Here is a 13,712-nt window from a genome sequence, read left to right on the forward strand (position 1 = left end):
ATGGGACTCTAACAGTCCGCCCCCGGTCCGGGCAGATGTGCCCGGCTACATAAACCGAATCCGATGTTACCCGGCGCACACGCACCAGGTAGACCATGGCGCCCGCCCAGTCGGTCACAACTGAGCGGGCGCCACGGGTCCTGCCTTACAGCTCGGTGACGGAGCCACCGGCGGCGGTGATCTTCTCCTTGGCCGACGCGCTGAACGCGTGCGCCGACACCTGGAGGGCCACCCCGCCGAGGTCGCCGGTGCCGAGGACCTTGACCGGCTGGCCCTTGCGGACCGCGCCGGCCTCGACCAGCTCGATCGGGCCGACCTGGCCGCCGTTCGGGAAGAGCTCGGCGAGCCGGTCCAGGTTGACCACCTGGAAGACGACCTTGAACTTGTTCTTGAAGCCCTTCAGCTTCGGCAGGCGCATGTGGATGGGCATCTGCCCACCCTCGAACGCTGCCGAGACGTTCTTGCGGGCCTTGGTGCCCTTGGTGCCGCGACCGGCGGTCTTGCCCTTGGAGCCCTCACCGCGACCCACGCGGGTCTTCGCGGTCTTGGCACCGGGCGCCGGGCGCAGGTGGTGGACCTTGATCGTCATTACTCGACCTCCTCGACCTTCACGAGGTGGTTGACCGTGAAGATCATGCCGCGGATCTCCGGACGATCCTCCTTGACCACCACGTCGTTGATCCGCTTGAGACCGAGCGAACGCAGCGAGTCACGCTGGTTCTGCTTGGTCCCGATCTCGGACCGGACCTGGGTGACCTTCAGGCGAGCCATCAGGAAGCCACCCCCGCCCGCGACGCCAGCATGGCGGCCGGCGCGACGTCCTCGACCGGCAGACCACGACGGGCCGCGACCTGCTCCGGGGACTCGAGCCCCTTCAGGGCCGCCACCGTGGCGTGCACGATGTTGATCGGGTTCGACGAGCCGAGGCTCTTGGAGAGCACGTCGTGGATGCCCGCGCACTCCAGCACGGCACGCACCGGACCACCGGCGATGACGCCCGTACCGGCCGAGGCCGGCTTGAGCAGCACCACACCGGCCGCGGCCTCGCCCTGCACCGGGTGCGGGATCGACTGGCCGATCCGCGGCACCTTGAAGAAGTGCTTCTTGGCCTCCTCGACACCCTTGGCGATCGCCGCGGGCACCTCCTTGGCCTTTCCATAGCCCACACCGACGGTGCCGTCGCCGTCGCCCACGATCACCAGGGCGGTGAAGCTGAAGCGACGACCACCCTTCACGACCTTGGCGACGCGGTTGATCGCGACGACCCGCTCGAGGTGCGGGGTCTTCTCGACGGGCGCGTTTCCGCGGCCGCCCTCACGGCGGTTGTCGCGGCGACCACCCTCGTTGCCACCGGACCCGCCGCCACGGCGCTGTTGACCTGGCATCAGCAGCCTTCCTTCTCTCTCGTGACGGGGTTTCTAGAACTCGAGCCCGGCTTCGCGGGCGGCGTCGGCAAGCGCGGCGACCCGCCCCGCGTACCGGTTGCCACCGCGGTCGAAGACGACCTTCGAGATGCCGGCGGCCTTGGCCCGCTCGGCGAGCAGCGCGCCGACCTTGCCGGCCAGGGCGCTCTTGTCGCCCTCGGCGCCGCGCAGCGAGGCGTCCAGGGTCGAGGCCGACGCCAGGGTGTGACCCTTGGTGTCGTCCACGATCTGGGCGACGATGTGCCGCAGGGAGCGGGTGACGACCAGGCGGGGACGCTCGGTGGTGCCGCTGATGTTCTTGCGGACCCGGAAGTGCCGGCGCGCACGCCCGACGGCGCGCTTGGCGGCGACGCCGCGGCGGCGCTTGAGCAGCGTGGCGCTCACTTCTTACCTGCCTTTCCAGCCTTGCGGCGGATGATCTCGCCCTGGTACTTGACGCCCTTGCCCTTGTAGGGCTCCGGCGGGCGGATCTTCCGGATGTTGGCGGCGACCTCGCCGACCTGCTGCTTGTCGATGCCGGCCACGTGGAACAGGGTCGGCCGCTCCACCGTGAAGGTGATGCCGTCCGGGGCGGGCACCAGCACCGGGTGCGAGAACCCGAGCGCGAACTCCAGGTCCTTGCCCTTGGCGGTGACGCGGTAACCGGTGCCGGCGATCTCGAGGCTCTTGCGGTAGCCCTCGGTGACCCCGACGATCATGTTGGCGACCAGCGTACGGCTCAGGCCGTGCAGCTCCTTCGCCTTGCGCTCGTCGTTCGGCCGGTTGACGTGCAGCTCGCCGTCCTCGCCCCGCTCCGCCGTGATCGGCTCGGCCAGGACGTGGCTCAGCTCGCCCTTCGGGCCCTTGACCTTGACGGTCTGGCCCTCGATCGTGATCTCGACGCCGGCTGGCACCGGGATCGACTTACGTCCAATACGCGACATTTCTACCTGTCTCCCGTTACCAGACGAAGGCGAGGACTTCCCCGCCAACGCTCCGCTTGCGGGCCTGCCGGTCGGTGAGCAGCCCCTGGGACGTCGAAATGATCGCCACGCCCAGCCCGCCGAGCACCCGCGGGAGCCCGTCCGACTTGGCGTACACCCGGAGACCGGGCTTGGACACGCGCTTGATGCCGGCCAGGCTCCGCTCGCGGTTCTGGCCGTACTTCAGCTCGACGACCAGTCGCTTGCCGACGGCGCCCTCTTCGGGCTCCTCGACCGACCAGGTGGCGATGTAACCCTCGGCCTTGAGGACCTCGGCGATGTTCGCCTTGATCTTCGAGTAGGGCATCTTCACCTGGTCGTGGTACGCCTGGTTGGCGTTACGCAGACGCGTGAGCATGTCTGCGATCGGGTCGGTCATCGTCATGAATTCGTCAACCTTTCTCGCCGGGGTTCCCCGGGCATTGCCCGGGGCCTACGGCGAAGAGACAGTTCAGCCAACGCGCAGAGCGCGCCGAGCTATTACCAGGAAGCCTTGGACACGCCGGGCAGCTCACCGCGGTGGGCCATCTCCCGGATGCACACCCGGCAGAGACCGAACTTGCGGTAGACCGCCTTCGGACGCCCGCACCGCTGGCAGCGGGTGTACGCGCGAACCGAGAACTTCGGCTTCGCGGCCGCCTTGATGATCAGCGCCTTCTTGGCCATCTCAGTTCTCCTTGAACGGGAAGCCCAGGAGCTTGAGCAGCGCCCGGCCCTCGTCGTCGGTCGTGGCGGTCGTGACCACCGTGATGTCCATGCCCCGCTGGCGATCGATCTTGTCCTGGTCGATCTCGTGGAACACCGACTGCTCGGTCAGACCGAACGTGTAGTTGCCGTGCCCGTCGAGCTTGCGCCCGTCCAGGCCGCGGAAGTCGCGGATACGCGGCAGCGCGATGGACAGCAGCCGGTCCAGGAACTCCCACATCCGGTCGCCGCGCAGGGTCACCTTCGCGCCGATCGGCATGCCCTCACGCAGCTTGAACTGCGCGATGGACTTGGTCGCCCGCCGCACCTGCGGCTTCTGGCCGGTGATCGTGGCGAGGTCGCGGACCGCGCCGTCGATCAGCTTGGCGTCCCGAGCGGCCTCGCCGACACCCATGTTGACGACGATCTTGACCAGCCGCGGCACCTGCATGGGGTTGCCGTAGTTGTGCTGCTTCTGCAGCTCGGCCACGATCTCGTTGCGGTACCGCTCCTTGAGGCGCGGCATGGTCTTGGTTTCGGTAGCCGTGGTCATCACAGGTCCTTACCGGTGCTACGCGCGATGCGGACCTTCTGGCCGTTGTCGTCGATCCGGTAACCGACCCGGGTCGGCTTCCCGTCGGAGTCCAGGACCTGCACGTTCGAGACGTGGATCGGGGCCTCCTGGGTGACGATGCCACCGGTCTTGGCGCCACGCTGGGTGGTGCTGATGCGGGTGTGCTTCTTGACCCGGTTCACGCCCTCGACCAGGACCTTGTCCTGCCGCGGGTAGGCCGCGATGACCTTACCCTTGGCACCCTTGTCCTTGCCGGCGATGACGACGACCGTGTCGCCCTTCTTGACCTTCACGGTCACAACACCTCCGGCGCGAGAGAGATGATCTTCATGAACCGCTTGTCCCGCAGCTCGCGACCCACCGGGCCGAAGATACGGGTACCGCGCGGGTCCCCACCGTCCTTGATGATGACGGCGGCGTTCTCGTCGAAGCGGATGTACGACCCGTCCGGCCGCCGCCTCTCCTTGGCGGTGCGAACGACGACGGCCTTGACGACGTCGCCCTTCTTCACACCGGCACCGGGGATCGCGTCCTTGACGGTGGCCACGATGACGTCGCCGATGCTCGCGTAGCGCCGACCGGAGCCACCGAGAACCCGGATGCACAGGATCTCCCGGGCACCCGTGTTGTCGGCGACGCGCAGTCGCGACTCCTGCTGAATCACGTCTATCTCCTATGTCTGCCGGTTCTCCGGCCGCCCGGAGGCGGCCGGAGCCTGGCGGAACCTGCGCCCGACCATGCCGGCCGAGCTCGAGCCTTCGCTACTTGGCCTTCTCGAGGATCTCCACGAGCCGCCAACGCTTGGTGGCGGAGAGCGGCCGGGTCTCCATGATCAGGACCCGGTCGCCGATCCCGGCGGAGTTCTGCTCGTCGTGCACCTTCAGCTTGCTGGTCCGGCGCATGATCTTGCCGTACAGCGCGTGCTTGACCCGGTCCTCGACCTCGACCACGACGGTCTTTTCCATCTTGTCGCTGACCACGAGGCCCTCACGAACCTTGCGACGCGAGCGCTGGGCGCTCGCCGTGGTGTTCTCGCTCATGCTCGAGCCCCCTTACCCTCGCTCCGCTCGCTCACGAAGTCACCTCAGTCGGCGCGGCCGAGAGACCCAGCTCGCGCTCACGCATGATCGTGTAGATCCGGGCGATCTCCCGACGGATGACCTGCAGCCGCCGGTTGTTGTCCAGCTGCCCGGTTGCGGCCTGCACGCGGAGGTTGAACAGCTCCGCCTTGGCCTCACGCAGCTTCGTGACCAGCTCCTCCTCGGAGAGCTCACGCAGCTCGGAAGGCTTGACGCCCGCTGCCATCAGGATTCACCCACTTCGCGCGTAACAATGCGGCACTTCATCGGGAGCTTGTGGATCGCGCGACGCATCGCTTCTCGCGCGATCTGCTCGTTGGGGAAGGACATCTCGAAGAGAACCCGCCCCGGCTTGACGTTGGCGACCCACCACTCGGGCGAACCCTTACCGGAACCCATCCGGGTTTCGGCCGGCTTCTTGGTCAGCGCCTGGTCCGGGAAGATCGTGATCCAGACCTTGCCGCCACGCTTGATGTGACGGGTCATCGCGATACGCGCCGACTCGATCTGCCGGTTGGTCACGTACGCCGGCTCGAGAGCCTGGATCCCGAACTCGCCGAACACCACCCGGTTACCACCCTTGGACGCGCCGTGGCGGTCCGGGTGGTGCGGCTTGCGGAAGCCCTTCGGGGGCTTGCGCGGCATCAGCATCTGTCAGCCCTCCTGCTGAGTTTCTGCCGCGGCGGCGACAGCGCCGGCGTCAACCGGCTCGCCGCTCGGCGTCTCGGCCTGCTGCGCGATGGTGGTCGCGGCAGCCCGGCCGGCCTCGGTGCCACCGGCGGTCGTGCCGGACGAACCCGACCGGCCACGGCGCGGCCGCTCGGGGCGGTCGCCGCGGTCGCGGCGCGGGCGGGACGGACCGGCCTCGGCCGGAGCCTCCCGGCCCGGGACGGCGTCGCCCTTGTAGATCCAGACCTTCACGCCGATCCGGCCGAAGGTGGTACGAGCCTCGAAGAAGCCGTACTCGATGTTGGCCCGCAGCGTGTGCAGCGGAACCCGACCCTCGCGGTAGAACTCGGTCCGGCTCATCTCGGCGCCGCCGAGACGGCCCGAGACCTGCACCCGGATGCCCTTGCAGACCGGGTTCTTCATGGCCGACTGCATCGCCTTGCGCATCGCCCGACGGAAGCTGACCCGGCTGGACAGCTGCTCGGCCACGCCCTGCGCGACCAGCTGCGCGTCCGACTCGGGGTTCTTCACCTCGATGATGTTCAGCTGCACCTGCTTGCCGGTGAGCTTCTCGAGCTCGCCGCGGATCCGATCGGCCTCCGCACCCTTACGGCCGATGACGATGCCCGGCCGGGCGGTGTGGATGTCGACGCGGACCCGGTCCCGGGTGCGCTCGATGTCGACCTTGGAGATGCCGGCACGCTCGAGGCCCTTGGACATCATCCGGCGGATCTTGACATCCTCGCCGATGTAGTCCTTGTAGAGCTTGTCCGCGAACCAGCGGGACTTCCAGTCGGTCGAGATGCCGAGCCGGAACCCAGTGGGGTGAACCTTCTGACCCATTACTCGGCACCCTCCGTCTTGCTCTCCGTCTCAGCGGCCTCGGCCTGCTGCGCCGGGGCGGCCTTCTTCGCCGCGGACTTCTTCGGCGCGGCCGGCGCGACCGCCTCGACCGCCACGGTGATGTGGCAGGTGCGCTTGCGGATCCGGAACGCCCGGCCCTGCGCCCGCGGCCGGAACCGCTTCATGGTCGGGCCCTCGTCGACGAACGCCTCGCTGACGAGCAGCGCGTCGGGGTCCAGCCGCTCGTTGTTCTCCGCGTTGGCGATCGCACTCGCGAGCACCTTGTACACCTGCTCGCTCGCAGCCTGCGGCGCGAACTGCAGCACCGTGAGCGCCTCCTTCGCGGGCAGGCCGCGGACGAGGTTGACCACCCGGCGCGCCTTCATCGGCGAGATGCGCACGTGCCGCGCAACCGCCCGCGCGCCCGGAAGCACCGGAGCGTCGCCCTTTCCTGGCATCGCTGTAACCCCTTGTTCCTCTATCCGTATGCCCGCGGCGTCAGCGCCGACGGCTCTTCCGGTCGTCCTTCTCGTGACCCTTGAACGTGCGGGTCAGCGCGAACTCGCCGAGCTTGTGCCCGACCATCGCCTCGGTCACGAACACCGGGACGTGCTTGCGTCCGTCGTGCACGGCGATCGTGTGACCCAGCATCTCCGGGATGATCGTCGAGCGCCGCGACCAGGTCTTGATGACGTTCTTCGAGCCCTTGTCGTTCTGCGTCTCCACCTTCTTGAGCAGGTGGTCGTCGACGAACGGGCCCTTCTTCAGGCTGCGAGGCATGTCTTATCTCCCTCAGCCGCGCTTACGCGTGGCGTAGCGGCGGCGGACGATCAGCCGGTCACTCGGCTGGCCCTTACGACGGGTGCGGCCCTCGGGCTTACCCTGCGGGTTGACCGGGTGGCGACCACCGGAGGTCTTACCCTCACCACCACCGTGCGGGTGGTCGACCGGGTTCATCGCGACACCACGGACGGTCGGGCGCTTGCCCTTCCACCGCATCCGGCCGGCCTTGCCCCAGTTGATGTTCGACTGGTCGGCGTTGCCGATCTCGCCGATGCTGGCGCGGCAGCGCACGTCCACCCGCCGGATCTCACCGGACGGCATGCGGAGGGTCGCGTAGACGCCCTCACGGCCGAGCAGCTGGATGCCGACGCCGGCCGAACGGGCCAGCTTGGCGCCGCCGCCCGGACGCAGCTCCACGTTGTGGATGGTGGTACCGACCGGGATGTTGCGCAGCGGCAGGTTGTTGCCCGGCTTGATGTCGGCGCCCGGACCGGACTCGACGGCGTCGCCCTGCTTCAGGTCCTTCGGCGCGATGATGTAGCGCTTCTCGCCGTCGGCGTAGTGCAGCAGCGCGATGCGCGCGGTGCGGTTCGGGTCGTACTCGATGTGGGCGACCTTCGCCGGCACGCCGTCCTTGTCGACCCGCTTGAAGTCGATCAGGCGGTACTGGCGCTTGTGACCGCCACCGTGGTGCCGCGTGGTGATCCGGCCGTGGGCGTTGCGTCCGCCCTTCTTCGGCAGCGGAGCCAGCAGCGACTTCTCGGGCGTCGACCGGGTGATCTCGGCGAAGTCGGCGACGCTCGAGCCACGCCGGCCCGGCGTCGTCGGCTTGTACTTACGGATAGCCATTGTCTACACCCCTCAGCTGACCGGGCCGCCGAAGGCCTCGATACGGTCACCGTCAGCCAGCTTCACGATCGCCCGCTTGGTGGACTTGCGCTGACCGAAGCCGGTCTTGGTGCGCTTGCGCTTGCCCTCGCGGTTGAGCGTGTTGACCGTCAGGACGCGGACGTTGAAGATCTGCTGGATAGCAATCTTGATCTCGGTCTTGTTGGCGTCCGGGTGCACCAGGAAGGTGTACCAGTTGCGGTTCAGCTCGCTGTAGCTCTTCTCCGAGACGACCGGCGCGACGATGATGTCGCGCGGATCGGCGATCGTGCTCACTTGCCACCCTCCTCGGTGGTCTCGGCGGGAACACCCAGGAACTCGTCCAGGGCGTCCTTGGTGAAGACCACGTCGTCGGCCACCAGCACGTCGTACGTGTTGAGCTGGCCGGCCTCGATCAGGTGCACCCGCGGCTCGTTGCGCAGCGACACCCAGTTCAGCTCGTCGGTGCTGCTCAGCACGACCAGGACCCGACGGGCCTCGGTCAGCTTGGTCAGCGTGGCCAGAGCGGCCTTGGTCGACGGCTTCTCGCCCGAGACGAACGCCTCGACGACGTGCACCTGCCCGGCGCGGGCCCGGTCGGAGAGGGCGCCACGCAGGGCGGCGGCCTTCATCTTCTTCGGGGTCCGCTGGCTGTAGTCGCGCGGCACCGGGCCGTGGACCACGCCACCGCCGGCGAACTGCGGCGCGCGGATCGAGCCCTGGCGGGCACGACCGGTGCCCTTCTGCTTGTACGGCTTCTTGCCGCCGCCGGCGACCTCGCCGCGGGTCTTGACCTTGTGCGTGCCCTGCCGGGCCGCCGCGAGCTGGGCCACCACGACCTGGTGCATCAGCGCGAGGTTGGCCTGGACGTCGAAGATGTCGGCCGGCAGCTCGACGGAGCCGCTCTTGGCGCCCTCGACGTTGCGGACGTCAACGGTGGTCACTTGGCCGCACCGCCCTTCTTCACCTTGGTCTTGGCCGCGGTACGGACCAGGACCAGCGCGCCCTTGGGGCCGGGGATGGCACCGCGGACGAGCAGGAGGTTGTTCTCGGTGTCGACCGCCTGGACGGTCAGGTTCTGGACGGTGTAGCGCACGCCACCCATCCGGCCCGCCATCCGGGTGCCCTTGAAGACGCGACCCGGGGTGGCGCAGGCGCCGATGGAGCCCGGCGAGCGGTGCTTGCGCTCGACACCGTGGCTGGCGCGCAGGCCGTGGAAGCCATGCCGCTTCATCGGGCCGGCGTAGCCCTTGCCCTTGGTCTTGCCGGTGACGTCGATGGTGACGCCCGCCGGGAACTCCTCGACCGTGACCTCCTGGCCCAGCGAGTAGTCCGCGGCGTCCGCGGTGCGCAGCTCGACGATGTGCCGGCGCGGCGCCACGTCCGCCTTCGCGTAGTGCCCGCTGATCGGCTTCTTGACCTTGCGCGGGTCGATCGTGCCGTACGCCAGCTGGACCGCGGAGTAACCGTCCTTCTCGGCGCTACGAACCTGGCTGATGACGCACGGGCCAGCCTGAACCACGGTCACGGGGACAACTCGGTTGTTGTCCCAGACCTGGGTCATGCCGAGCTTTGCGCCCAGGATCCCCTTGACTTGCCTGTCCATTTGTCCGGTCCCTACAGCTTGATCTCGATGTCGACGCCAGCCGGCAGGTCGAGGCGCATGAGCGAGTCGACCGTCTTCGGGGTCGGGTCGATGATGTCGATCAGACGCTTGTGCGTGCGCATCTCGAAGTGCTCGCGCGAGTCCTTGTACTTGTGCGGCGAGCGGATGACGCAGAAACGGTTGATCTCCGTGGGCAGCGGCACCGGGCCAGCGACCTGCGCCCCGGTACGCGTCACCGTCTCGACGATCTTCCGAGCCGAGGAGTCGACGACCTCGTGGTCATAGGCCTTGAGCCGGATGCGGATCTTCTGTCCCGCCATGGTGGCTTCTGTTCCTTCTCTCGATGCCGCTGTGTTGCGGGCACCTGTACCGGCTGGTACAGGCCCACTTCGCCGACCCCCGCGGTCGGGCGTGTCGCGCCCTCGGACCAGGCTCCGCCCCGGGACTCCGGAGCGATTCTCTGACCACGCGGTGGGTCAAGGCGCCGATCGCGAACCCGCGACCTGGACGCCGTGCGAGGGTGGTTGACCGCCTGGGGCGATCAACCACCCTACGCGCGACTGTTCGTCTCCCGGAGGTCCAGCTTCCACCGGACGCGGGCGACTAACCGTCGTTACGCAACCTGACTAGTATGCCGCACGACCGGCGGCGACGCTAATCGGGGTTACCCAGCTCACTTGATGATGTTGGTGACGCGACCCGCGCCGACCGTACGGCCACCCTCCCGGATCGCGAACTTGAGGTTTTCCTCCATCGCGATGGGCTGGATCAGCTTCACGGTCATCGTGGTGTTGTCGCCCGGCATGACCATCTCGGTGCCCTCGGGCAGCGTGACGACGCCGGTGACGTCCGTGGTCCGGAAGTAGAACTGCGGACGGTAGTTCTGGAAGAACGGGGTGTGCCGGCCGCCCTCCTCCTTGGAGAGGATGTAGACCGTCGCCTCGAACTCGGTGTGCGGGGTGCTGGTGCCGGGCTTGACGACCACCATGCCGCGCTCGACGTCCTCGCGCTTGATGCCACGCAGCAGCAGACCGACGTTCTCGCCCGCGCGGGCCTCGTCGAGCAGCTTGCGGAACATCTCGATGCCGGTGCAGACCGTCTTCTGCGACTTCTCGCGGATGCCGACGATCTCCACCTCCTCGTTCGGCTTGAGGATGCCACGCTCCGCGCGACCGGTGACGACCGTGCCACGACCGGTGATCGTGAAGACGTCCTCGATCGGCATGAGGAACGGCTTCTCGGTCTCCCGCTCGGGCTGCGGAATCGCAGTGTCAACCGCGTTCATCAGCTCCATGAGCCGCTCGGTCCACTCCGGCTCGCCCTCGAGCGCCTTCAGCGCCGAGACGCGCACAACCGGCAGGTCGTCGCCCGGGTACTCCTGCGCCGACAGCAGCTCGCGGACCTCGAGCTCGACGAGCTCCAGGAGCTCCTCGTCGTCGACCATGTCGCTCTTGTTCAGCGCCACGACGATGTAGGGCACGCCGACCTGGCGGGCCAGCAGCACGTGCTCGCGGGTCTGCGGCATCGGGCCGTCGGTCGCCGCCACCACTAGGATCGCGCCGTCCATCTGCGCGGCACCGGTGATCATGTTCTTGATGTAGTCAGCGTGACCGGGGCAGTCGACGTGTGCGTAGTGCCGCGCCTCGGTCTGGTACTCGACGTGTGCGATCGAGATCGTGATACCGCGGGCCTTCTCCTCCGGCGCCTTGTCGATCTCGTCGAAAGGCGTGTAGGGGTTGACATCCGGATACCTGTCGTGCAGGACCTTGGTGATGGCCGCCGTCAGCGTCGTCTTACCGTGGTCGATGTGACCAATGGTGCCGATGTTGACGTGCGGCTTAGTCCGCTCGAACTTCGCCTTCGCCACTGGTGTCCTCCTGTGGACTTCTTGGTTCGTTCGCCCCGGCGCGCCGGTCGGCGCTTAGGACTCTGTCGACAGCCTTTCCGGCCTGACGGCCGGAGAGCTTTTGTGGGTTCTGCGGCGATGAAGCCTACAGGCCCGGTCTCACACAACCCGACGAGGTGGTCACGGGCGGGAACCCCTCCCGCGACCAGCCCCGGATCATCGGATCGAACTCAGGTGAGCGTCACTCACCCGTCGCCTTGGCGATGATCTCCTTCGCGACGCTCTGCGGAACCTCGGCGTAGGAGTCGAACTGCATGCTGTAGCTAGCCCGGCCCTGGGTCTTCGACCGCAGGTCGCCGACGTAGCCGAACATCTCCGACAACGGCACCAGAGCCTTCACGATGCGGGCGCCACTGCGCTCCTCCATCGCCTGGATGATGCCGCGGCGGGAGTTGAGGTCGCCGATGACGTCACCCATGTTCTCCTCAGGAGTGGTGACCTCAACGGCCATCATCGGCTCGAGCAACGCCGGGTCGGCCTTGCGGGCCGCGTCCTTCATCACCATCGAGCCGGCGATCTTGAATGCCATTTCCGACGAGTCGACCTCGTGGTACTGGCCGTCCAGCAGGGTCAGCTTGACACCCACCAGCGGGAAGCCGGCGAGGATGCCGTACTGCATGGCGTCCTGGGCGCCCGCGTCCACCGAAGGGATGAACTCCCGGGGGATGCGGCCACCGGTGACGGCGTTCGCGAACTCGTAGGTCGGCGAGTCGTTGTCCAGCGGCAGCGGCTCGATGCTCACGATCACGCGGGCGTACTGGCCGGAACCACCGGTCTGCTTCTTGTGGGTGTACTCGACCTTGTCCACCTTGCGGCGGATGGTCTCGCGGTACGCCACCTGCGGCTTACCGATGTTCGCCTCGACGTTGAACTCGCGGCGCATCCGGTCGACCAGGATGTCCAGGTGCAGCTCGCCCATGCCGGAGATGACGGTCTGACCCGTCTCCTCGTCCAGCTTGACGCGGAAGGTCGGGTCCTCCTCGGCCAGCCGCTGGATGGCGGTGCTGAGCTTCTCCTGGTCGGCCTTGGTCTTCGGCTCGATGGCGACCTCGATGACCGGCTCCGGGAAGGTCATCGACTCCAGGATGACCGGGTTCGCCGGATCGGACAGGGTGTCACCGGTGGTGGTCTGCTTGAGACCCTGCACCGCGATGATGTCGCCAGCCTGGGCCGAGCCGCGCTCTTCCCGCTTGTTGGCGTGCATCTGGTAGATCTTGCCGATCCGCTCCTTGCGGTCCTTGGTGGAGTTGACCACCTGGGTACCGGTCTCGACCACACCCGAGTAGACCCGGACGTAGGTGAGCTTGCCGAGGTGCTTGTCGGTCTGGATCTTGAAGGCCAGGCCGGAGAACGGCTCGGACTTCGACGGCTTCCGCTGCAGCGGGGTCTCGCCGTCGGTCGCGGTGCCCTCGATGGCCGGGACGTCCAGCGGCGACGGCAGGAAGTCGACCACGGCGTCGAGCATGGGCTGCACGCCCTTGTTCTTGAACGCCGAGCCGCAGAGCACCGGGTTGGCCTTGCTGGCGATGGTGGCCCGCCGGATGGCGGCCTTGATCTCCGCGACGGAGATCTCCTCGCCCTCCAGGTACTTCTCCATCACCGAGTCGTCGACGTCGGCCAGGGTCTCCATCAGCTTCTCGCGCCACTCCGCCGCGGAGTCGGCCAGCTCGGCCGGGATCTCCTCGATGGCGTAGTCCTCACCCTTCTGGGTCTCCCCACGCCAGGTGAGGGCGCGCATGTTGATCAGGTCGACGACGCCGATGTGGTCACCCTCGAGCCCGATCGGGATCTGGAGCACCAGCGGGGTGGCGTTGAGCCGGTCGATCATCATCTGGACGCAGCGGAAGAAGTCGGCACCGGTCCGGTCGAGCTTGTTGACGAAGCACATCCGCGGGACGTGGTACTTGTCGGCCTGACGCCAGACGTTCTCCGTCTGCGGCTCCACGCCGGCGACACCGTCGTAGACCGCGACCGCACCGTCCAGCACCCGCAGCGACCGCTCGACCTCGACCGTGAAGTCGACGTGACCGGGCGTGTCGATGATCTGGATCGTGTGGCCCTTCCACTCACACTTGGTAGCAGCGGAGGTGATGGTGATACCACGCTCCTGCTCCTGCTCCATCCAGTCCATGACGGCAGCGCCCTCGTGGACCTCACCGATCTTGTACGTGATACCGGTGTAGAACAGGATCCGCTCGGTGGTCGTGGTCTTACCGGCATCGATGTGCGCCATGATGCCGATGTTGCGTACGTTGGCGAGCGCGTCTGCGGCGGCCACTTCAATCCCTACTTATCGTCGTCTCGACACAACTGGT

Annotated in this window: 23 protein-coding genes; all 23 read right to left on the reverse strand. The window is 67.5% G+C overall.

Features of this window, described 5'->3' with window-relative positions; genetic code table 11:
* Window positions 1-145: 145 nt before the first annotated feature.
* The 23 genes from rplO to fusA all read right to left on the reverse strand — a co-directional run bounded on the left by rplO (window position 146) and on the right by fusA (window position 13,675).
* On the reverse strand, window positions 146-589 hold the full coding sequence (gene rplO / locus DKT69_RS09930) for a 50S ribosomal protein L15 (RefSeq protein WP_109801289.1): 444 nt from the start codon (window positions 587-589) through the stop codon (window positions 146-148).
* Window positions 589-771 (reverse strand): 50S ribosomal protein L30, encoded by a 183-nt coding sequence (gene rpmD / locus DKT69_RS09935; RefSeq protein WP_012015110.1) that lies wholly within the window; start codon window positions 769-771, stop codon window positions 589-591. The genes rplO and rpmD overlap by 1 nt, the downstream gene beginning before the upstream one ends.
* Window positions 771-1,385: a 30S ribosomal protein S5 gene (gene rpsE, locus DKT69_RS09940; RefSeq protein WP_109801290.1), complete on the reverse strand. Its 615-nt coding sequence runs from the start codon at window positions 1,383-1,385 to the stop codon at window positions 771-773. Before rpsE ends, rpmD begins: the two co-directional genes overlap by 1 nt.
* 33 nt (window positions 1,386-1,418) lie before the next feature.
* Entirely contained in the window at window positions 1,419-1,808 is a 390-nt protein-coding gene (gene rplR, locus DKT69_RS09945) for a 50S ribosomal protein L18 (RefSeq protein ID WP_109801291.1), read from the reverse strand.
* Window positions 1,805-2,347: a 50S ribosomal protein L6 gene (rplF, locus tag DKT69_RS09950; RefSeq protein WP_109801292.1), complete on the reverse strand. Its 543-nt coding sequence runs from the start codon at window positions 2,345-2,347 to the stop codon at window positions 1,805-1,807. Before rplF ends, rplR begins: the two co-directional genes overlap by 4 nt.
* Window positions 2,348-2,363: 16 nt before the next feature.
* On the reverse strand, window positions 2,364-2,771 hold the full coding sequence (gene rpsH, locus DKT69_RS09955; protein WP_007465270.1) for a 30S ribosomal protein S8: 408 nt from the start codon (window positions 2,769-2,771) through the stop codon (window positions 2,364-2,366).
* A 95-nt stretch (window positions 2,772-2,866) separates the two neighbouring features.
* Window positions 2,867-3,052 (reverse strand): type Z 30S ribosomal protein S14, encoded by a 186-nt coding sequence (locus DKT69_RS09960; protein WP_007465272.1) that lies wholly within the window; start codon window positions 3,050-3,052, stop codon window positions 2,867-2,869.
* A 1-nt stretch (window position 3,053) separates the two neighbouring features.
* On the reverse strand, window positions 3,054-3,623 hold the full coding sequence (gene rplE, locus DKT69_RS09965) for a 50S ribosomal protein L5 (protein ID WP_073834925.1): 570 nt from the start codon (window positions 3,621-3,623) through the stop codon (window positions 3,054-3,056).
* Entirely contained in the window at window positions 3,623-3,943 is a 321-nt protein-coding gene (rplX, locus tag DKT69_RS09970) for a 50S ribosomal protein L24 (protein ID WP_007465276.1), read from the reverse strand. Before rplX ends, rplE begins: the two co-directional genes overlap by 1 nt.
* Entirely contained in the window at window positions 3,940-4,308 is a 369-nt protein-coding gene (rplN, locus tag DKT69_RS09975; protein WP_007465279.1) for a 50S ribosomal protein L14, read from the reverse strand. Before rplN ends, rplX begins: the two co-directional genes overlap by 4 nt.
* 97 nt (window positions 4,309-4,405) lie before the next feature.
* Window positions 4,406-4,684, reverse strand: a complete 279-nt coding sequence (gene rpsQ, locus DKT69_RS09980) for a 30S ribosomal protein S17 (RefSeq protein WP_109801293.1) — start codon at window positions 4,682-4,684, stop codon at window positions 4,406-4,408.
* Between the two features lie 31 nt (window positions 4,685-4,715).
* A complete protein-coding gene (gene rpmC, locus DKT69_RS09985) occupies window positions 4,716-4,949 on the reverse strand; it encodes a 50S ribosomal protein L29 (RefSeq protein WP_018784554.1) in 234 nt (77 codons plus the stop codon).
* Window positions 4,949-5,374 carry a 50S ribosomal protein L16 gene (rplP, locus tag DKT69_RS09990; protein WP_073834927.1) on the reverse strand — a complete coding sequence of 142 codons (426 nt, stop codon included), beginning with the start codon at window positions 5,372-5,374 and terminating at the stop codon, window positions 4,949-4,951. The genes rpmC and rplP overlap by 1 nt, the downstream gene beginning before the upstream one ends.
* A 3-nt stretch (window positions 5,375-5,377) precedes the next feature.
* Window positions 5,378-6,235 (reverse strand): 30S ribosomal protein S3, encoded by an 858-nt coding sequence (gene rpsC / locus DKT69_RS09995; RefSeq protein ID WP_088976121.1) that lies wholly within the window; start codon window positions 6,233-6,235, stop codon window positions 5,378-5,380.
* The gene (gene rplV, locus DKT69_RS10000) at window positions 6,235-6,693 is read right to left on the reverse strand and encodes a 50S ribosomal protein L22 (RefSeq protein ID WP_109801294.1); all 459 of its coding nucleotides are present in this window, start codon (window positions 6,691-6,693) and stop codon (window positions 6,235-6,237) included. Before rplV ends, rpsC begins: the two co-directional genes overlap by 1 nt.
* 40 nt (window positions 6,694-6,733) lie before the next feature.
* Window positions 6,734-7,015: a 30S ribosomal protein S19 gene (rpsS, locus tag DKT69_RS10005; RefSeq protein ID WP_007073032.1), complete on the reverse strand. Its 282-nt coding sequence runs from the start codon at window positions 7,013-7,015 to the stop codon at window positions 6,734-6,736.
* Window positions 7,016-7,027: 12 nt separating this feature from the next.
* Window positions 7,028-7,867, reverse strand: a complete 840-nt coding sequence (rplB, locus tag DKT69_RS10010) for a 50S ribosomal protein L2 (protein WP_109801295.1) — start codon at window positions 7,865-7,867, stop codon at window positions 7,028-7,030.
* A 12-nt stretch (window positions 7,868-7,879) separates the two neighbouring features.
* On the reverse strand, window positions 7,880-8,182 hold the full coding sequence (rplW, locus tag DKT69_RS10015; protein ID WP_091317975.1) for a 50S ribosomal protein L23: 303 nt from the start codon (window positions 8,180-8,182) through the stop codon (window positions 7,880-7,882).
* Entirely contained in the window at window positions 8,179-8,829 is a 651-nt protein-coding gene (gene rplD / locus DKT69_RS10020; protein WP_109801296.1) for a 50S ribosomal protein L4, read from the reverse strand. The genes rplW and rplD overlap by 4 nt, the downstream gene beginning before the upstream one ends.
* On the reverse strand, window positions 8,826-9,491 hold the full coding sequence (rplC, locus tag DKT69_RS10025; protein WP_109801297.1) for a 50S ribosomal protein L3: 666 nt from the start codon (window positions 9,489-9,491) through the stop codon (window positions 8,826-8,828). Before rplC ends, rplD begins: the two co-directional genes overlap by 4 nt.
* An 11-nt stretch (window positions 9,492-9,502) precedes the next feature.
* Window positions 9,503-9,811 carry a 30S ribosomal protein S10 gene (gene rpsJ / locus DKT69_RS10030; RefSeq protein WP_007073037.1) on the reverse strand — a complete coding sequence of 103 codons (309 nt, stop codon included), beginning with the start codon at window positions 9,809-9,811 and terminating at the stop codon, window positions 9,503-9,505.
* Window positions 9,812-10,164: 353 nt separating this feature from the next.
* On the reverse strand, window positions 10,165-11,358 hold the full coding sequence (gene tuf, locus DKT69_RS10035) for an elongation factor Tu (protein WP_109801298.1): 1,194 nt from the start codon (window positions 11,356-11,358) through the stop codon (window positions 10,165-10,167).
* A 220-nt stretch (window positions 11,359-11,578) separates the two neighbouring features.
* A complete protein-coding gene (gene fusA, locus DKT69_RS10040) occupies window positions 11,579-13,675 on the reverse strand; it encodes an elongation factor G (protein ID WP_109801299.1) in 2,097 nt (698 codons plus the stop codon).
* Between the last annotated feature and the right edge of the window lie 37 nt (window positions 13,676-13,712).

The organism is Micromonospora sicca, assembly GCF_003172935.1.
GTDB lineage: Bacteria > Actinomycetota > Actinomycetes > Mycobacteriales > Micromonosporaceae > Micromonospora > Micromonospora sicca.